Raw genomic sequence first — 19,420 nt, 5'->3', positions numbered from 1 at the left:
GGAGGTTCTGATGGATATAGGAGAACTGACGGCCTACGAAGAAGGCTGGATGAGAATATTGGAGGAATTGCAAGAAAGTCCCGGAACTCAGGTACTCAACGAGATAGTGGGAGAGGTTGAGGCTTCTGCGGACGCGTCGTCCTTCGACGACTTGGAGGAGTGGGAAGGAATTCGGCTCGCCCCCTCCTACCACGACGACTTCATTCGCTTCGAAATGCTCGGCAGTCAATGGCAGACCGTTCCTCCCTTTACATTCGCCGCAGGAGAGTTCAGGCTGACGCCGCTACCGCTCGCCGTGCATGAGGATCCGCCTGACTTCTCGTCCTCCTTGTACTCGGATGAGGATCGAGAAATGGGAGAACAGCTAAGGATCATCGACGAGCACCCGTTTACTGGCTCGGGCTTCTTCGTCGCGCTGAGGCTTCAGCCGGGGATCGAGGATCCGGAGGTATGGCTGTCGGACAACACAGGCCTGTGGAAGATGGGCCTTGACTACCGGCAGTACCTTGAGGCGTTGCGACTGACCAAAGGCGCGTTCGGCTGGCAGCACCTTTTCACCGAGGCGCCCGTAGGATCCGAGCAATTCGAAACCATCGCAAACCAGTTGCACAGCATGTTGGACGTGCTTCCGGAGCTCTTCCCCGACCACGACTACACGGACCTGAAGACCCGCCTCCGGGAGCGCACGTGACCCGCTACGCAGACATCCCCAAACCCATCCGCTCCGGCATCGTCGTCGTCAACCCCGACACCGGCACCCCGCAGCGCATCATCATCCTCCAGTTCAACCCGGACACCTTGGAGCGCAGCGTCTCGCCCCAGTCCGCCGGAGACAGCGGCGACGCCGGAGGCGGAGGCACCGGCAGCGGAGACCGCAACGAGGCGCTCCGCCTCAAAGGCCCCGCCCAAGAGACCTGGAAGTTCACCGCCGAGATCGACGCCACCGACCAGTTCGAGATTGCCGCGCCCGACGGCATCCACCCGCAGCTCGCGACCCTCGAAATGCTCGTGCAGCCGACCACCACGCAACTGCGGGACGCGATGCGGCTGTCGCAGAAGGGGAGCATCGAGATCAGCCCGATCGAGATGCCGCTCACCCTCTTCACCTGGGGCAGCAAGCGCGTCATGCCCGTACGGCTCACCGAACTCTCCATCAATGAGTCCGCGTTCGACGTCAATCTCAACCCGATCCGCGCCTCCCTCAGTATCGGCATGAAGATCCTCACCGTCAGCGATCTGCCCGCCGGGCACCGCGGTGCCGACCTCTACATGGCGCACCTCGCGCAGAAGGAGCGGCTGGCCGCGGCCGCACGCGGAGGGAGCCTGGGTTCCCTCGGGCTCAGCGGCATCGGGGCCGGAGCAGCGGGCATACCGAGCGGAAGGGGCTGAGTACACCACCATGGCCGACATCGAGCCCTACGAGAGCGCGCTGGATGCGATACCGGGCGCGCACCCCTACCCCCGCACCAGCCGGTACCACGACGCCGAGATCGGGGTCCACCGTCAGCCCGACGGGACCGAAGTGCGGTACACCAAGCGCCGGTTGCTGCCCCCGCTCGACCAGCGAGAAGACGAGACCCAGCCCCACACCGTCGGCGCCGGCGATCGCCCTGACCTCCTCGCCCAGCGCTACTTCGGCGACCCGTCGCAGTGGTGGCAGATCGCCGACGCCAACCCGGTCCTCGACCCGAACGAACTGACCGACCAGGCCGGGCGCGTCATCGACATCCCGCTCGCCGGTGGTGTTCCCGGCGGCTTCCCGCAGGGCGGCCGACGTGTTTGACATGCCCGTGGGCCAGGGCCCCGTCCACATCACCCTCCTCATGGGACCCCAGCTCGCCCGCCCCGTCCCCGCCGAAGTCACCGAGGCGCTGCTGTCCGCGCAGATCACCGCCACCGCCGGCGAACGCAGCGGCTTTCAGCTCGCCTTCGACCTCACCAAGAACGGGATCATCAGCCGCAGGCTCCTCCCCGAGGGGTTCTTCGACCCGAAGACCCGCCTGATCGTCACCGTCAACGTCAAAGGCACGCCCGACGTGCTCTTCGACGGGCTGATCGTGCGCCATGAGGTCGGTGCCAGCAACCAGCCCGGTCACTCCACCCTCACCGTCACCGGCGAGGATCTCACCCTCCTCCTCGACCTGGAGGAGCGCACCGCCTCGTACCCCAACCTGCCGCCCTCCGAGCGCGTGCTCGCGATCCTCCGCCGTTACTCCGACTACGGCATCCGGCCCGATGTCTACAAGGAGAAGGTCGCCCAGCCGCCCCACCAGAACCTGCGCGTGCACTACCAGACCGGGACCGACCTGCAGTACGTCACCGAGCTCGCTCGTGCGAACGGCTACACCTTCTACCTCGAACCCGGGCCCACCGCCGGTCAGTCCTCCGCCCGCTGGGGACCCGAAGTCCGCCTCGGCATCCGCCAGCACGCCCTCAACGTCAACATGGACGCCAACTCCACCGTCGATCAATTGACGTTCGCGTACGACGGGACGGCCCGCGAGGAGCCTCAAGCGCGCTGGCAGAACCCGGAGAACCGGCGGTCGGACCTCCTCCCGCAACCCTCCATCAGCCCGCTCCGCCCGCCCCTCGGCAAGCGCCCCACCCCCGCCCTCAAGCGCAGGACCCTCTCCGGCACCGCCAAGCAGCAGCGCCAGGAGGCCGAGGCCGAACTCCTCGCCCGCGCAGCCGTCTCCGCCGACGTCGTCTCCGGGTCCGGGTCACTGGACGTCAACCGGCACGGGTACATCCTCCAGCCCCGCCAACTCGTCGGCGTACGCGGCTCCGGACGCGCCTACGACGGCGACTACTACGTCAAGTCCGTCACGCACAACCTCCGCCCGGGCTCGTACCAGCAGAACTTCACCCTCTCCCGAGAGGGCCTCGAAGCCCGCAGTGACTACGTCCGGCCGTAGACGTATCACTTTCGCCATTTTCGACACATCGACCAGGAGCACCCCACCATGGCGGCACCCAGCAATCGCTACCTCGGCAAGTTCCGCGGCCGGGTCGTCGACAACAACGACCCCTTGCGCATCGGCCGCGTCACCGTCGAGGTCCCGGACGTCCTCGGCAACGAGCCGTCGACGTGGGCGCTGCCCTGTCTGCCGTTCACCGGGCCGCAGTCCGGGCAGTTCGTCGTGCCGCCGCCCGGCGCCGGCGTGTGGGTGGAGTTCGAGCAGGGGGATCCCAGCTTCCCCGTGTGGACCGGGTGCTGGTACGGCACCGCTGACGAGCTGCCGCCCGACGCGCGGCGCGAGGTGCAGACGAACTCGCCGAACAAGCCCGTCGTCGTGCAGACCCAGCTGGCGCACAAGATCGTGATGAGTGACACCACCGGCCCCGACGAGGGGATCCTGCTCCAGGCCAAGGACGGGGCGTACATCCGGATCACCGAAGGCGCGATCGTCATCGCCGCCGGCAACGCCCGGATCACCCTCCAGGACGGCAGGGTCATCGTCAACGAGGGCCAGCTGACCGTGGAACCGAAGCGTTAGAAACGGGGGGATCGACCAACGTGTTCGGCACATCCAGGACATTCAGAACCGCAGGGGCCTCCGGAGCAGCCGGGAAACTGCTAGCCGCCGACACCCTGATCAGCTGCCCGCACGGCGGACGTGCCACACCGGTACACACGCCGTCCCCGGCGGTGCTGATCGGCGGCCGGGCGGCAGCCACCGCCGCTCACACCTACACCGTCGTCGGCTGCACTCACACCGTGGACGGTGTGCCGCAGCCGTGCGTATCCGTGCGGTTCACCGCCTCCGCGAGCGGCGTGACCGTCGCGGGCGCCGCCGTGCTGCTCGACACCTCCGCGGCCCAGTGCTTCAGCGCGGCCCTGGTCGCACAGGGACCACCCGTCGTCAACGCCGCGCACCAGGAGGTGTCCCTACGATGACGAAGCCGGTCACCCGCACCGACATCGCCTTCCCCTTCCGCGCCGACCGCCGGGGACGCACCGCGCACGCCGACCACGGCGAGCACGTCCACGACCTGGTCGAGCAGCTGCTGTTCACCAGCCCGGGGGAGCGGGTCATGCGCCCCGACTTCGGTTGCGGGCTCCTCGACCTCGTCTTCGCGCCCAACAGCCCCGAGCTGATCAGCACCCTCGAACTCTCCGTGCAGGCCTCGCTTCAGCGTTGGCTCGGCGACCTCATCGATGTGGAGGCCCTCGACGTGGTCAGCGAGGACCACGTCGTCCGCGTGCACCTCTCGTACGTCGTCCGCGCTACCGGCGCCCGGCGTGAGGACGTCTTCGAAGGGAGGGCCGCCGCATGACCAGCCCCACGAGCACCACCCGCTCCCGCCGCGCCAAGGTCAGAGCCGCCCAGCTCAACGGCATCGACGCCGTGGAAGTCAGCGACGACGGCCTGCTGCTCACCGTCACGTTCCTCGGCAAGGCCCCGCACGGCCTGTGCCCGGAGAACGTCCGCGTCGACGGCGGCCGCCGTATCACCGGCATCACCGCCCTCGACGTCAGCGTGGAGCGCGAGGAGGACCCCGAGCTCGACGACCGGCTGTACGTCACCCTCGACAAGGCCGGCGACACCTCCCGCTACCGGCTCTCCCTCGTGGAAGCCGACCCGTACGGACGGCCCGGGACCGAGCCGTACCGCGGCTTCGACCAGCGCTACCACAGCGCGATGTTCCGCTTCCGACCCGACTGCCCGACCCCCTTCGACTGCAAGGACGAGGCGCACCCCGACACGGACTTCCCGGCCGCACCCGTCATCGACTACACGGCCCGCGACTACGACACCATCCGCAAGCTGCTCCTCGACCGGCTCGCGCTCACCACACCCGACTGGAGGGAGCGCAACCCCGCCGACCTCGGGATGACGCTGGTCGAACTGCTCGCCCACACCGGCGACCAGATCAGCTACCAGCAGGATGCCGTGGCCACCGAGGCCTACCTCGACACCGCCCGGCGACGGGTCTCCGTACGACGTCACGTCCGGCTCATCGACTACGCGATGCACGACGGCTGCACGGCCCGCGCGTACGTCACCGTCGAGACGGCCGGCGACCAGACCCTCGCCCCGGGCACGTTCCGCTTCGCCTCCGTCGACGTCCGCACCCTCGACCCGCACGACCGGCCCGAGCCCGGCACCGTCATCGGCGACCACGACCTCGCCGACCTCGACGAACGCGGCTCCGTGGAGGTCTTCGAACCGGTCACCCCCAGCGACCCGCTTCAGCTGCGCACCGCGCACAACGCGATCCGCCTGTGGACCTGGGGCGGCGAGGTGTGCACCCTCCCGAAGGGCGCCACCTCCGCCACCCTCCGTGACGCGTGGGCCGACCCGGAGACCTGCCGCGACCGCCAACTCGCCCTCCGCCCCGGCGACCTGCTCGTGCTGGAGGAGATCAAGGGCCCGCGCACCGGCACCCCCGGCGACGCCGACCCCGCCCACCGTCAGGCCGTACGCCTCACCTCCGTCACCCCGGGCATCGACCGCATCGAGGACCAGCCGGTCCTGGAGGTCACCTGGGCCGCCGAGGACGCGCTCCGCTTCCCCTTCTGCCTCACCACCCGCGGCGGACGCGACTGCCTGCCGATCGAGGACGTGAGCATCGCCCGCGGCAACGTCCTCCTCGTCGACCACGGCCGCACCCTCCAGTGGTCCGGCGAGCTCCCCGAGAGCGTCACCGTGCCGCCCGTACCCGCCGTCGTCGCTCCCTGCGACCCTCCCGCCTTCGGCTGCCACGACCGCGACGAGGGCAATGCTCCCGCGCGGCTCATCAACTCCCTCACGGACCGTACGGAATCCGGCGAGGCGCTCACCCCCGACGACGTCCGCGAACTGTTCGCCGTCGTCGGACTGCCCGCGACCACCCGCGCCGGAATCGGCCTGGAGCGGGCCGGGCAGCGGCACGAGCGCGTCGTCCCCGGCACCGCGTACGCCCAGGCCACCGCCCTGCGCACGCTGCTCGCACAGTCCGTCTACCCGGGGATCCAGCCCCGCTTCCGGCCCGTCCTCGGCCGGGTACCGGTCGCGCAGGCCGTGCCGTTCCCCGACCCGCGGACCGTCTCCGCCGGGCAGGCCGAGCGGATCGCGGCCATCCCGGAGCGGGTACGGCAGCGGCTCGTCGACCTGTGGCGCAGCGCCCGCGACCGCGACGGACTCGGCAACGACGAGATCGCCGAACTCGGCGTCATCTACGGCCTGAAGCTCCTCGAACGCCTCGAACTGCGCCGCCACCCCGTCCGCGCCCTGCGCGAACTCCTGCACCGCACCGACGAGTTGCTCGACACCAAACTGCGCCGCGTCGAGATCCTCACGGCACGGGCCCGCGCGGGCACGGTCCTCGACGGGCACATCGCCTGGGAGATCGCCCACAGCTGGGGTCCGGCGTACGCGGCCGGGCTGCACCCCGACGAGCCCGTGCTCCGCGGCTCCGCGAGCTCCGCGCTCACCCAGGACCCGCGCCGCGCCCTGCCCGCCGTACGACTGCACACAGAAGAGGAGACCTGGGAGCCACGCCGTGACCTGCTCGACAGCGGCTCACGCGACCGGCACTTCGTCGGCGAACTGGAGGACGACGGCCGCCTCGCCCTGCGCTTCGGCGACGGCCGGCACGGCGCGAAGCCGACCCCGGGCGCCCGGCTGGCCCTGCACTACCGGCTCGGCGGCGGCAGCGCGGGCAACGTCGGCGCGGAAGCCATCAACCACCTCGTCGTGCAGGCCGAGGACGACTGCGAGGCACCCGTCGCCGTCGTCCGCAACCCGCTGCCCGCGACCGGCGGCACGGAACCCGAACCCGTCGAGCAGGTACGCCAGCTGGCGCCGCTCGACCTGCGCCGCACCCGCCTGCGTGCCGTCACCGCCGACGACTACGCGGCCCTCGCCTCGGCCTTGCCCGGAGTGCAGCGCGCCGCCGCCGAGATCCGCTGGACCGGCAGCGTCCAGGAGGCGCACATCGCGATCGACGCCCACGGCACGGGCTCCCCGCCCCCCGAACTGCTCGCCGCCGTCGAACAGTCCCTGGAGGCGTACCGGCGCATCGGCCACGACCTCGTCGTCGGCCCGGCCCGTCTCGTACCGCTCGACATCGCGCTCACCGTATGCGCCAAGCCGGGCCACCAGCACGGGCAGATCCTCGCCGAGCTGTACCGCGTACTCGGAAGCCGCAGCCTTCCGGACGGGCGGCTCGGCTTCTTCCACCCGGACGCGCTGACCTTCGGCGAACCCGTCCGGCTCAGCCGCCTCGTCGCCGTCGCCGCAGCGGTTCCGGGTGTCGAGAGCGTCCATGTGACCCGGCTGCGGCGGCTGTTCGAGCAGGACCGCGGAGAGAGGGAGGACGGCGTGCTGCGGCTCGGCCCGCTGGAGATCGCCACCTGTGACAACGACCCGGACCGGCCGGAGAACGGCCGGCTGGCGATATCCCTGGGAGGTGCCCGATGACGGACACGCACCCGATCCCGATCACTGTGAACAGCGGCCCGCCCGACGAGCACGGTTGCGGCTGCGGCGGCGCCTGCCGCGGCGGCCACGACGAGCGCCTCGCGCCCGCCCCGGTCCACAACCCGCCCGGCCGCACCGCCCTCGACTACCGCGTCGGCGAGTACGGCTCCTTCCTGGCCGCCCTCCTCGACCGGCTCGCCTCACCCGCGTACCCGGCCCTGAGCGAAGCGACATGGGGGTCCCCCCGGCCGGAGGCTGGGGGAGGGCTCACCGTCCGCACGCCCGACGACCCGGCGATCGGCCTCCTCGACGCCACGGCCGTCCTCGGCGACCTCCTCACCTTCCACTCCGAGCGGATCGCCGACGAGGCCTACATCCGCACGGCCAACGAGCACCGCTCGCTGGTGCTGCTCGGGAGGCTCGTCGGCCACCGGCCGCGCCCCGGCGTGGCCGCCGCCACCCACCTCGCGTACCTCCTGGAACGCGACCCGCGCGCCGAGACCCTGCCCGTGGTCATCCCGCGCGGAGCACGCAGCCACAGCGTGCCCGCCTCCGCAGACGAGGAGTCCCAGACCTTCGAGACGGGCCGTGACCTGACGGCCCGCTGGGACTGGAACGAGCTGAAGGTCCGCCGCCGGCGCCCCTCCCTCGTCACCCCGGAGGACCTGGAGAAACGCTCGGAACTGTTCGTCGAGGGCACCAACAACTCCCTCCAGACCGGTGACCAGCTCCTCTTCGTCTTCGGCGAACGCGCGGGCGGCGCGCGGATGCTGCTGCCCGTGGCGAAGGCGCGGGTCGACCGGGAGGACGAGATCACCGCGATCTCCCTGCCGAACTCGGCCCCCGCGACCTTGAAGGAGCTCGTGGACGAGGTGCGCCGCTGGACCGCCGAGCCCACCGTCCCGGGCGAGCCCGGCGACGAGCCGCCCACCCCGGAGGTCCCCAACCCGCGCCCGGTCAGCAGGCTGATCGAGGACTTCGAGGACCAGGTCCTCGCCCCGCTGCGCGCGGACCTCGACACCGTCACGTCCCCCGAGCGGCTCGCGGCCCGTCTCGCCGAACCCGTCGCCCGCCTCGGCGAGGCCCAGGTGCTGGCCACGCCGTACGAGGACGTGGCCGCATGGTTCGAGCGGCTGGAGGCCGTGCTCGCGGAACTCGCCGAGCGCGCCATGGAACTGGCACCGGCGCAACCCGAGGAACCCGAAGAACCCCAGGAACCCGGTGAACCCCAGGAGCCCTCGCAACCGAATACCAGAGCCGCGGCAGCCACCCTCACCCCCCGCGAAGCCGCCCTCCAGGCCCTGAGCAACGTCCTCCCCGCCCTGCGCGCCTCCGCCCCCACTGCCCACGGCGGCACCCGCGCCCAGCTCCCCGGCACGGACACCGCCCGGCTGCTCTCGGCCCTCAACCCCGGCCTGAGCGGCCTCTACCCGGCCTGGCGCACGGCCGCGGCCCCCGGTACCCCGCAGCCACTGCGCGAACTGCTCGCGATGCGCGTCACGGCCGCCCCCTTCGGCGCCGTAGCCCCGCTCAAGCCGGTCCAGGACGACCGGGGCCGGGTCATCCGCACCGCGGACTGGCCGCTCACGGGCGCCGTCCTCGTCAGCATGCGCGTCGTGTTCGACACGTCGGGCAAGGTTCCGGTCCGGGCGGAGTTCCAGTACGTCGAGGGCAGCAGCTCCGACCAGCGCGCCGAGAACCTGCCCGTGACACAGCCGGTCCTCTTCCGCCTCGGCACGGGCGAGGTCGAACTGATCACGCGGGTCGCCCAGGACCGCGATCTGAACTGGCTGAACCGCCGTCCCACCGACTCCCAGGAACCCGGGGTCACCGCCCACCTCCGCTCGGGACTCCCCGAGTACGACCTGTTCGTGTCGCGCCCCGACGACGAAGGCCTCGTCCACGTGGTCGTCGGTGACGAGGCCACGGCCACCCTGCGTCCGGGCGACACCAAGCCGCTCCACCTCGGCGAGGAGGAGATCAGCCTCCGGTACACGACGGGCAGCACCGAGCCCAACGTCGAGATCGTCCTCGCGAGCAAGCGCGACCCCGTCAACCGCCACGTGCTCCAGCTCGACACGGTGCACTCCGGCATCACCGTCGGCAGCTGGGTCGCGATCCAGCGCCCCGCCAAGGGCGCCGACCACGGCATCCCCGGCGACGAGAAGCTCAGGCGCGTCACCACCCAGGTCGTGGCCGCCCGTACCGCCGCGTACTCCAACTACGGCATCACCGGCCGCGGCACCGAACTCACCCTCGCCGACCCCTGGCTGGACGAGTTCGACGTCCTGCTGTCGCACATCCGCGACACCACCGTGCACGCGGCGGGCGAGCCCCTCCGCCTGGCGGACGAGCCGCTCGGCGAGGACGTGCACGGCAACGAGATCGAACTCGCCGAGCTGTACGACGGACTGCGGCCCGGACGCACCCTGATCATCGGAGGTGAGCGCAGCGACATCCCGTCCGTGGCCGGAGTGACGGCCACCGAGGTCGTGACGATCGCCACCGCCGACCCGGCCGTCGACCCCCGGCTCCCCGGCGACCACGCCCACACCCGGCTGACCCTGACCGCCGACCTCGCCCACCGCTACCGCCGCGAGACCGTCCGCATCCTCGGCAACGTCGTCGAGGCCACCCACGGCGAGGGCCGGGAGGAGGCCATCGGCAGCGGCGACTCCGACCGGACGAACCAGACGTTCGCGCTCTGGCAGTCCCCGCTCACCTGGCTCGCCGACGACAACCCCCTCGGGGCCACACCCGTGCTGGAGATCCGCGTCGACGGCGTGCTCTGGCACGAGGTCGACAGCCTCGCCGGACGCGGCCCGCGCGAGCGCGCCTACATCACCGGCTCCACCGCCGACGGGCGCACCACCGTCACCTTCGGCGACGGCGTCCACGGCGCCCGCCTCCCCACCGGCCACGAGAACGTCCGCGCCCGGTACCGCTTCGGCACCGGCAAGGCGGCCAACGTCGCCGCCGACCGGATCACCCAGCCGCTCACCCGGCCCCTCGGCGTCAGCCAGGTCACCAACCCCCGCCCGGCCACGGGCGGCGCGGACGCGGACGGCCCCGGCCTGACCCGGCGTACGATCCCGCTCGCCGTGTCGGCCCTGGACCGGCTCGTGTCCGCCGCCGACTACGAGGACTTCGCCCGTTCCCGCGCCGGCATCGGCCGGGCCGCCGCACGCGAACTCTTCGACGGGCGGCGGCGCGTGCTGCACGTCACGGTCGCGGGCACGGACGACGTGCCCATCGCGGAGGATTCGGACACCCTGCGCGCCCTGCGCGGCGCCCTCACCGAGTACGGCGACACCAACCTCCCCGTCCGCGTCGACGTGCGCGAGCTGGTCCTGCTGCTCGTCGCCGCCAAGGTCAAGGTGGCCCCCGACCACGCCTGGGAGACCGTCGAACCGCGGCTGCGTCAGGCGCTCCTCCGCCGACTCGGCTACGAGGGACGGGAGCTGGGCCGGCCGGCCCGCCTCTCCGACGTCCTCGCCACGGCCCACACCGTGCCCGGCGTCGACTACGTGGACGTCGACGTCTTCACCGGCGTCCCCGCGTCGGCCACGCCCCACGAACTCACCGCGCTGCTCACCCGCCCCGGCCCCCCGAGGCCGACGGTCCCGGCACACCCGGCGACGTACGACGAGAAGACCCACACCGTCCGTGCCGAGGACGGCGAGACGCTCTCCTCGATCAGCGCCCGGTACGGCGTCCCGCTCGCCGAACTCCTGCGCCTCAACCCCGACATCACCGACACCCGGCGCCTGGCGAAGGGCCGGTCGGTGTTCGTCTTCCGCGGCATCCGCCCCGCCCAGCTCGCGCTGCTGTCGCCCAAGGCCGCGGACACCCTGATTCTGACGGAGGTCAAGTGATGGCTGGGAGCTCGACGGATGCCCAGTACGAGACGGCGGCAACCCCGGCGGCGTCCAGGGAACCCGACGGTCTCGCCGAACTCCTGCCCCGCTGGCACCTGCTGCGCGACGCCGAGGAGGGCGAACCGCTGCGCGCCCTGCTCGCCGTCGTCGCCGAGCAGATCGACCGCGTCCGCGACGGCGTCGCCCAGGGCTACGAGGACCTCTTCGTGGAGACCGCGGCCCCCTGGGTGCTGCCGTACCTCGGCGACCTCGTGGGGTACCGCACCCTGCCGGGCTACGAACGCGTCCTCACCACGGGACTGCACACCGGCGGCCGCGCCGGACTCGCCGAGGCCGTCGCCCCACGCGCCGACGTGGCCGCCACCGTCGCGGGCCGCCGCCGCAAGGGCACCCTCCACCTCCTGGAGGAGATCTCCGAACGGGTCACCGGCTGGCCAGCACGCGCCGTCGAACTGTCCCGTCACGTGGCCCACACCCAGCCGGTGAAGCTGTACGGCACCGGGGGAGCCCGACGCGGGAGCCGCGGCCGTCTCGTGGACCTCCGCGACGGTTCCGCGCTCGCCCTCGCGGGCGGACCGTTCGACACCGCGGCCCGCACGGTCGACGTCCGCCGCGCCGACTCCAGCCGTACCCAAGGCGGTTGGACTCCGGCCGGAGTCGGGCTCTTCGTGTGGCGGCTCAAGGCGTACTCGCTCACCTCGTCCCCGGCGTACTGCATCGACCGGGCCCGCAACCTCTACACGTTCTCGATCCTCGGCAACGACAGCCCGCTCGTCACCCAACCGGTCCCGGAGCCGTCGCCCACGCACCTCGCCACGGTCGACAACGTGCCGGGATTCATCACCCGCCGCCTCCTCCACGACCGGCTCGCCGACTACTACGGCCCCGGCAAGAGCCTCGTCATCCGCCGCGACGGCGAGGACAAGCCCGTACCGCCCTCCGACATCGTCGTCGCCGACCTCTCCGACTGGCGCTACCGGCCACGGCGCGGCCAGGTAGCCGTCGACCCCGAGCTCGGGCGGATCGCCTTCGGCTCCAGGTCCGCGCCCCGGCAGGGCGTGTGGGTGGACTACCACTACGCGTTCGCCGCCGACATGGGCGGCGGCGAGTACGACCGCGACGACCGCGGCCCCCGCCCCGACGCCGCCTTCTACCGCGTCGGCCCGGGACAGCGGTTCCGGCAGATCATGGACGCCTACCGGGCCTGGCAGCACGACCGCCGGGCCGACCGGACCGGCCCCGAGGGCATCATCGAGATCACCCACAGCGGCGCCTACCAGGAGCAACTCGACTTCGACCTCGACCCCGGCGACCGCCTCGAACTGCGGGCCGCCGAGGGCACCCGGCCGGTGATCCGCCTGCTCGACTGGTACAGCAACCGCCCGGACGCCCTCAACATCCGCGCGGTGTCGGAGGACTGCGCCCCGCACGAACGCCCACGCGTCGTGCTCGACGGGCTCCTCGTCGCCGGACGCGGCATCAACGTCACCGGCCCGATGGGCGCCGTCGTCGTCCGCCACAGCACGCTCGTGCCCGGCTGGTCCCTGGAGCCCGAGTGCGAGCCGCACTCACCCGACGAACCCAGCATCGTCCTGGAACGCACCACCGCGTGCCTCCAGATCGAGCACAGCGTCCTCGGCACCATCGAGGTCATCGGCGACGAGGTGAGCGAGGACCCCCTCGACATCCACCTCCGCGACAGCGTCCTCGACGCCACCGGCCACGACCGCGAGGCCCTCTCCGCCCCGGACTGCCGCCACGCCCACGCCGTGCTCCACCTGCACCGCACCACCGTCATCGGCGAGATCCACACCCACGCCGTGAAGATCGCCGAGAACTCCGTCCTCACCGGCAGGCTCCATGTGGCCCGGCGCGGCATCGGCTGCCTGCGCCACAGCTACGTCCCCGCCGGGTCCCGTACACCCCGCAGGTACCGCTGCCAGCCCGACCTGGCGGGTCCCGCCGACGCCTCCCGCGTACGGCCGCTGTTCGCCTCCGAGCGCTACGGGACGCCCTGGTACGCGCAGATGGCCGACCGGTGCCCCGAGGAGATCCGGCGCGGCGCGGACGACGGGGCCGAGATGGGCGCCTTCCACGACCTGTACCGGCCCCAGCGCGAGGACGGCCTGCGGGCCCGGCTCGCGGAGTACACGCCCGCGGGCACGGACGCCGGGATCTTCTTCGTGACATGAGCCGTGACATGAGCCACCCCACACTCCCGAGCCGCGCGTGAACCGGCCCGGACGCGCGAGCCGTACCCACCGACGACTCCTGAACCGCACATCCTCAACCAGGGGGACCCCTTCCATGCACGCTGACCTCTCCCGCCTCACGTTCCGCCCGGAACGGCACTACTCGGCGGTCGTCGCCCAACAGGGCCGCGTCCAGCTCGACGCCGACACCAACGAGCAGACCGCGATCCAGCTGCACCAGGCCCGCACCCTCGCCGCCGACCTGATCGGCCGGCACGGCGGACCGCGCGAGGCGTGCGGCTTCCGCATCGAGTACGTGGGCGGCAAGCACGACATCGACACCCTGTACATCCACGGCGGCCGCTACTACGTCGACGGCATCCTCTGCGACGCGTCCCGCCCCGCGCCCGGCACCCCCGTACCGGACGAGGGTGCCGAGGAGCAGGACGACGCGGCGGCCGCCCAGCCGCCCGCGTACTGGACCTACTGGGACCAGCCCGACGGCTACCGCGACCCGGAGAAGCCCGGCGACCGGCTGCCCTCGCCCGCCCAGTCGCCGTTCCTGGTGTACCTCAACGTGTGGGAGCGTTCGGTCACCGCGGCCGAGGACCCGGCGCTGCGCGAGGTCGCGCTCGGCGCGGCGATGCCGGACACCGCCGCCCGTGTGAAGGTCGTCTGGCAGGTGCTGGGCCTGTCCCTCGCCGCCCTGGAGATGGAGGAGACCGACCCGTCCAAGGAGGTCGTCCGCGCCGCCTTCGACAAGTGGGCCGCGCGCCAGGCGGCCCCCTCGGCCCGGCTCGCCGCCCGCAGCGAGCGGCCCGGCCACGCCGACGAGGACCCCTGCCTGGTCAAGCCCGACGCCCGCTACCGCGGCCCGGAGAACCAGCTGTACCGCGTCGAGGTCCACGCCGGGGGAGAGGCGAAGGACGCCACCTACAAGTGGTCCCGTGAGAACGGTTCGGTCGTCTTCCCGGTCGACGAACTCGACGGCACCTGGGTGCAGCTGGCCTCCCTCGGCCACGACGACAAGCTGGACCTGGACGTAGGCGACCACGTCGAGCTCACCGACACCGCGTACGCCTCACGCCTGGAGCCCTTGCCGCTGCTGCGGGTCGAGGAACTGGACCTGCCCGGCCGCCGCGTCCGCCTGTCCGCCGAGCCGGAGCCGGCCGTCGGCCGGCTGCCCCACCTCCAGCCGTACCTGCGCCGCTGGGACCACCACGAGGGCCCGAAACGCAAGGGCCGTACGACCTCCCTGCGCGGCGGCGCCGTGCCCGTCATGGAGGGCGAGTGGCTGCCCCTGGAGGACGGCGTCGAGGTGTACTTCGCCAAGGGCGGCACCTACCGCACCGGCGACCACTGGATCATCCCCGCCCGCACCGCCACCGGCAGCGTCGAATGGCCGGCGGACCCGGCACGCCGCCCCCTGCTCCAGGGCCCGGCCGGCATCGCCCGCCACTTCGCCCCGCTGGCCCTGATCAAGGGCGAGGGCAGCCCCGTCGACCTGCGCTACGCCTTCGGATCACTGGCGAGCAGCGTCCCGGCCGCGGACGAGGCCGCACTCGCCGCCGAGGAACAGGCCGGACGTGAGGAGCGGGCCGCGGAGGCCGACCCCTCCGGCGGGCGGTCACAGACCACAGGAGAGGCGGAGGCTTCCGCGGAAGGAGACCGGTAACCATGGCCAAGCCCCTGAGCGCGTCGAAGATGGTGGAGATCCTGCGTGCGGAGGGCCTGACGGTCCACGAGGTACGCAGCTGGCGCACCCACAACCGCAATTCCAAGGGCCCCTGGGGGCCGGTCAACGGCGTGATGATCCACCACACCGTCACCTCCGGCACCCAGAACTCCGTGAACATCTGCTACAACGGCTACTCCAGCCTGCCCGGCCCCCTCTGCCACGGCGTCATCGACAAGAAGGGTGAGGTCCACCTCGTCGGCAACGGACGCGCCAACCACGCGGGCTCCGGCGACAGCGACGTCCTGCGCGCGGTGATCAACGAGACGAAGCTGCCGCCCGACGACGAGGCCGACACCGACGGCAACCGGCACTTCTACGGCTTCGAGTGCATCAACCTCGGCGACGGCAAGGACCCCTGGCCCGAGGCGCAGAAGGAAGCCATCGAGAAGGTCGCCGCCGCGATCTGCCGCCACCACGACTGGACCGAGCGCTCCGTCATCGGCCACAAGGAGTGGCAGCCCGGCAAGGTCGACCCACGCGGCTTCACGATGGACAGCATGCGCAAGCGCATCGGTGAGCGGCTGGCCGGCAAGGGCGGCTCGACGAAGCCGAAGCCCGCCGATCCGAAGCCCGCGCCCAAGCCGTCGTACGAGCCGTTCCCCGGCAGCGGCTTCTTCCACATCGGCCAGAAGTCCCCGATCATCACGGCCATGGGCCGCCGCCTGGTCGCCGAGGGCTGCAGCCGCTACGAACACGGCCCGAGCCCCGAGTGGACCGAGGCCGACCGCCGCTCCTACGCGGCCTGGCAGCAGAAGCTCGGCTTCAAGGGCAAGGACGCCGACGGCATCCCGGGCAAGTTCAGCTGGGACAAGCTGAGGGTGCCGAACAGCTGACGGTCCGTACCGATACGGCCCCACGCCTCTGTCGTGGCTCGGGGTCGTATCGGTACACCCACCCGGCCCCCGAGCACGACCCCGGCGGAGGCGGCCTGCACCGCAGCGTCTGAACCGACTCATGATCCACCCTGGGGCGGGGCGGCGAAGAGAAGACCGGAAAAGCAGAAGGCCCCTGGTGAACAGGGGCCTCGCTGGTGTCCGAGGGGGGACTTGAACCCCCACGCCCGATAAAGGGCACTAGCACCTCAAGCTAGCGCGTCTGCCATTCCGCCACCCGGACAAGGTGTCTGTCGTGCGGGGTTTCCCCCGTGGCGACAGAGGAAACATTACCAGGCTTTCGAGGGCCCCTGATCACACCCTGTCCCCGCGTGAACGGCGTGTGACGGGCCGGGCCCGGTCTTGGGGCGAACGGGTGCGCGGAGAGAGGATGAGGGAAGTACACCGGCAGTGACAGCGGGAGGAAGCAGCGTGAGCGACACGGACACGACCAGGCACGTCACCGGCGAGGACGAGGTCGTGGACCTCTGCCGTGAGCTGATCCGCATCGACACCAGCAACTACGGCGACCACTCGGGTCCCGGCGAGCGCAAGGCCGCCGAGTACGTCGCCGAGAAGCTCGCCGAGGTGGGGCTCGACCCGAAGATCATCGAGTCGCACCCGGGCCGCGCCTCCACGGTGGCCCGTATCGAGGGCGAGGACCCGTCCCGGCCCGCGCTCCTCATCCACGGCCACACCGACGTGGTACCGGCCAACGCGGACGACTGGACCCACCACCCCTTCTCCGGCGAGATCGCGGACGGGTGCGTGTGGGGGCGCGGCGCCGTCGACATGAAGGACATGGACGCCATGACGCTGGCGGTCGTCCGGGACCGGCTGCGCAGCGGGCGCAAGCCCCCGCGTGACATCGTCCTCGCGTTCCTCGCCGACGAGGAGGCGGGCGGGACGTACGGCGCCAAGCACCTCGTCCAGCAGCACCCCGATCTGTTCGAGGGCGTGACCGAGGCGATCGGTGAGGTCGGCGGGTTCTCCTTCACCGTGAACGAGAAGCTGCGCCTGTACCTGGTGGAGACGGCCCAGAAGGGCATCCACTGGATGCGGCTCACCGTGGACGGCACGGCCGGGCACGGTTCGATGACCAACTCCGACAACGCCATCACCGAGCTGTGCGAGGCCGTCGGACGGCTGGGGCGGCACACGTGGCCGGTCCGGGTCACCAAGACCGTGCGGTCCTTCCTCGACGAGCTCTCCGACGCGCTCGGCACCGAACTCGACCCCGAGAACATGGACGAGACCCTCGCCAAGCTCGGCGGTATCGCCAAGATGGTGGGCGCGACGCTCAGGAACTCCGCGACGCCCACCATGCTCGGCGCCGGCTACAAGGTCAACGTCATCCCGGGGCAGGCCACCGCGCACGTCGACGGGCGCTTCCTGCCCGGCTACGAGGAGGAGTTCCTCGCCGACCTCGACCGGATCCTCGGCCCGCGTGTGAAGCGGGAGGACGTGCACGCGGACAAGGCCCTGGAAACCGGCTTCGACGGCAAGCTGGTCGACGCCATGCAGAGCGCGCTGAGCGCCGAGGACCCGATCGCCCGTGCGGTGCCGTACATGCTTTCCGGCGGCACCGACGCCAAGTCCTTCGACGACCTCGGCATCCGCTGCTTCGGCTTCGCTCCCCTGCAACTGCCGCCGGAGCTGGACTTCGCGGGCATGTTCCACGGCGTCGACGAGCGGGTGCCCGTGGACGGGCTGAAGTTCGGGGTGCGTGTGCTCGACCGTTTCATCGACGCGTCCTGACACCCGTATTCGCCAGTGTGTACGGGGATCGACCGGGACGGGTGAATCCGACCATAAGCTCGTAGCTCGATTACATCCTCCTCGTTACAGGTGATGTGATCCACGACGTGGGATCGCATTTGCCAACAAGGAGGAATAAATGATCAAGAAGGTCGTCGCTGCTGCGGCTGCCACTGGCGGTCTGGTTCTCGCGGGTGCGGGCCTGGCGGTTGCCGACTCGGGTGCCCAGGGTGCCGCAGTGAGCTCTCCGGGTGTGCTGTCCGGCAACGTTGTCCAGGTGCCCGTGAACACCCCGGTGAACTTCTGCGGCAACACGATCTCGGTGATCGGGCTGCTGAACCCCACCTTCGGCAACACCTGCATCAACAAGTGACGTTGTGCCTCACCCCATGAGGGGCCTCACCCCATGAGGGTCTGAGTCCGTCGGCTCCGGAGCGCACGCCATGCGCTCCGGAGCCGACGGGTTTTCCGCAAGGTCCAGGACAGGTCCAGGGCAGGTCCAGGACAAGGTCGAAGGCAGGGAATTCAGCAATGCGACAGATCACCCGCAAGGGTCTGATGACCGTGGCGGCCGCGACGGGCGTCCTCGCCGCGACCGGCGGCTACGCGAGCGCCGACTCCGGAGCCCAGGGCTCCGCGACCGACTCACCCGGTGTGCTGTCGGGCAACTCGGTGCAGGTACCGGTGCACGCTCCGGTCAACGTCTGTGGCAACACGGTGAACGTCGTGGGGGCGCTCAACCCGTCGGTGGGCAACACATGCGGCAACAAGAGCGGCGGCAGCGGCTCGCACCACGACGACGGCCACGGCGGCGGCTCGCAGAGCGGGTCCGGCAACGGGGCCCAGGCCGGCGGGGACGCCGCCGGTTCACCCGGCGTGGGCTCCGGCAACAACGTCCAGGTGCCGGTGGACGTGCCGGTCAACGTCTGCGGCAACAGCGTGAACGTCGGCGGCATCGGCAACGCGACGACAGGCAACGAGTGCGGCAACGGCACGGGCGGCCACGAGAACCCTCCGGGCAAGCCGGGGGAGCCCGGACATCCGGAGCAGCCGGAACAGCCGGAGAAGCCGGAGAAGCCCGGCCAGCCTGGTGAACCCGGCAAGCCCGGCAACCCGGGTGGCCAGACCCCCGGCGGCGGTCACACGAACAACCCGGGCACACAGACCGTCACCCGGCCCGAGGCAGCCGGTCAGCTCGCCCAGACCGGCAGCGAGCTGCCCCTCGGCCTCGCGCTGCCCGTCGGCGCGGGCGCGATCCTCGGCGGCGCCCTGCTCTACCGCAAGGCGCGGGCGACCCCGTAGGCCCCTGTGGCGTGCGCAACGCAGCGGGCCCCGCCTCGGCGGGGCCCGCTCCGGTTCAGTCGCCCGCCCTCACCACGTGGCGCGCACCTGGCGGATGATCCGCCGGCGCAACCGCACCCTGCGGCTGCCGTCGCGCAGCAGGCTCAGGCGATCCAGCTCCCAGTGACCGTACTCGGCGTGGTCCGTCAGCAGACGCGTGGCTTCCTTGCGGGAGACCCCGCGCGGTACGTACACGTCGACAAATTCGTATTCCGGCATCGCATCTATTGTGCGG

The 19,420-nt window shown here is 71.4% G+C and carries 16 protein-coding genes and 1 tRNA gene; 15 read left to right on the top strand and 2 right to left on the bottom strand.

Annotated features, from left to right (window positions below):
* Positions 1–10: 10 nt before the first annotated feature.
* From IE262_RS14460 to IE262_RS14405, 12 genes are all read left to right on the top strand, one after another.
* Positions 11–691 (top strand): hypothetical protein, encoded by a 681-nt coding sequence (locus tag IE262_RS14460; RefSeq protein WP_189873929.1) that lies wholly within the window; start codon positions 11–13, stop codon positions 689–691.
* The gene (locus IE262_RS14455; protein ID WP_189873927.1) at positions 688–1,389 is read left to right on the top strand and encodes a hypothetical protein; all 702 of its coding nucleotides are present in this window, start codon (positions 688–690) and stop codon (positions 1,387–1,389) included. Before IE262_RS14460 ends, IE262_RS14455 begins: the two co-directional genes overlap by 4 nt.
* A gap of 10 nt (positions 1,390–1,399) precedes the next feature.
* A complete protein-coding gene (locus IE262_RS14450) occupies positions 1,400–1,783 on the top strand; it encodes a LysM peptidoglycan-binding domain-containing protein (protein ID WP_189873925.1) in 384 nt (127 codons plus the stop codon).
* Complete coding sequence (locus IE262_RS14445; RefSeq protein ID WP_134040326.1) at positions 1,776–2,915, top strand: hypothetical protein; 1,140 nt, start codon at positions 1,776–1,778, stop codon at positions 2,913–2,915. The genes IE262_RS14450 and IE262_RS14445 overlap by 8 nt, the downstream gene beginning before the upstream one ends.
* Before the next feature lie 48 nt (positions 2,916–2,963).
* A complete protein-coding gene (locus IE262_RS14440; protein ID WP_189873923.1) occupies positions 2,964–3,497 on the top strand; it encodes a phage baseplate assembly protein V in 534 nt (177 codons plus the stop codon).
* Between the two features lie 20 nt (positions 3,498–3,517).
* Positions 3,518–3,898, top strand: a complete 381-nt coding sequence (locus tag IE262_RS14435) for a hypothetical protein (RefSeq protein WP_229877254.1) — start codon at positions 3,518–3,520, stop codon at positions 3,896–3,898.
* Positions 3,895–4,278 carry a GPW/gp25 family protein gene (locus tag IE262_RS14430; protein WP_189873922.1) on the top strand — a complete coding sequence of 128 codons (384 nt, stop codon included), beginning with the start codon at positions 3,895–3,897 and terminating at the stop codon, positions 4,276–4,278. The genes IE262_RS14435 and IE262_RS14430 overlap by 4 nt, the downstream gene beginning before the upstream one ends.
* The gene (locus tag IE262_RS14425) at positions 4,275–7,406 is read left to right on the top strand and encodes a putative baseplate assembly protein (protein WP_189873920.1); all 3,132 of its coding nucleotides are present in this window, start codon (positions 4,275–4,277) and stop codon (positions 7,404–7,406) included. The genes IE262_RS14430 and IE262_RS14425 overlap by 4 nt, the downstream gene beginning before the upstream one ends.
* Entirely contained in the window at positions 7,403–11,281 is a 3,879-nt protein-coding gene (locus IE262_RS14420) for a putative baseplate assembly protein (RefSeq protein WP_189873918.1), read from the top strand. Before IE262_RS14425 ends, IE262_RS14420 begins: the two co-directional genes overlap by 4 nt.
* Entirely contained in the window at positions 11,281–13,476 is a 2,196-nt protein-coding gene (locus tag IE262_RS14415) for a hypothetical protein (RefSeq protein ID WP_189873916.1), read from the top strand. Before IE262_RS14420 ends, IE262_RS14415 begins: the two co-directional genes overlap by 1 nt.
* Before the next feature lie 115 nt (positions 13,477–13,591).
* A complete protein-coding gene (locus IE262_RS14410; RefSeq protein WP_189873914.1) occupies positions 13,592–15,151 on the top strand; it encodes a DUF6519 domain-containing protein in 1,560 nt (519 codons plus the stop codon).
* A 2-nt stretch (positions 15,152–15,153) separates the two neighbouring features.
* Positions 15,154–16,047 (top strand): peptidoglycan-binding protein, encoded by an 894-nt coding sequence (locus IE262_RS14405; RefSeq protein ID WP_134040340.1) that lies wholly within the window; start codon positions 15,154–15,156, stop codon positions 16,045–16,047.
* Positions 16,048–16,242: 195 nt separating this feature from the next.
* Here the strand turns inward: IE262_RS14405 and IE262_RS14400 are convergent.
* A tRNA-Leu gene (locus tag IE262_RS14400) sits at positions 16,243–16,330 on the bottom strand.
* 188 nt (positions 16,331–16,518) lie between these two features.
* Here IE262_RS14400 and IE262_RS14395 point away from each other — a divergent pair.
* From IE262_RS14395 to IE262_RS40350, 3 genes are all read left to right on the top strand, one after another.
* On the top strand, positions 16,519–17,844 hold the full coding sequence (locus IE262_RS14395) for a M20/M25/M40 family metallo-hydrolase (RefSeq protein WP_134040341.1): 1,326 nt from the start codon (positions 16,519–16,521) through the stop codon (positions 17,842–17,844).
* A gap of 139 nt (positions 17,845–17,983) precedes the next feature.
* Positions 17,984–18,217 (top strand): chaplin ChpH, encoded by a 234-nt coding sequence (chpH, locus tag IE262_RS14390; protein ID WP_134040343.1) that lies wholly within the window; start codon positions 17,984–17,986, stop codon positions 18,215–18,217.
* A 158-nt stretch (positions 18,218–18,375) separates the two neighbouring features.
* Positions 18,376–19,146 (top strand): chaplin, encoded by a 771-nt coding sequence (locus tag IE262_RS40350; protein WP_189873912.1) that lies wholly within the window; start codon positions 18,376–18,378, stop codon positions 19,144–19,146.
* 69 nt (positions 19,147–19,215) lie between these two features.
* Here the strand turns inward: IE262_RS40350 and IE262_RS14380 are convergent, their stop codons facing one another.
* Positions 19,216–19,404 (bottom strand): DUF5703 family protein, encoded by a 189-nt coding sequence (locus IE262_RS14380; RefSeq protein ID WP_014671721.1) that lies wholly within the window; start codon positions 19,402–19,404, stop codon positions 19,216–19,218.
* Positions 19,405–19,420: the final 16 nt, after the last annotated feature.

The sequence above is a fragment of the Streptomyces bluensis genome (genome assembly GCF_014650715.1).
GTDB lineage: Bacteria > Actinomycetota > Actinomycetes > Streptomycetales > Streptomycetaceae > Streptomyces > Streptomyces bluensis.
The sequence above is the reverse complement of the archived record's forward strand: the minus strand, read 5'-3'. Positions and strand labels throughout refer to the sequence as shown.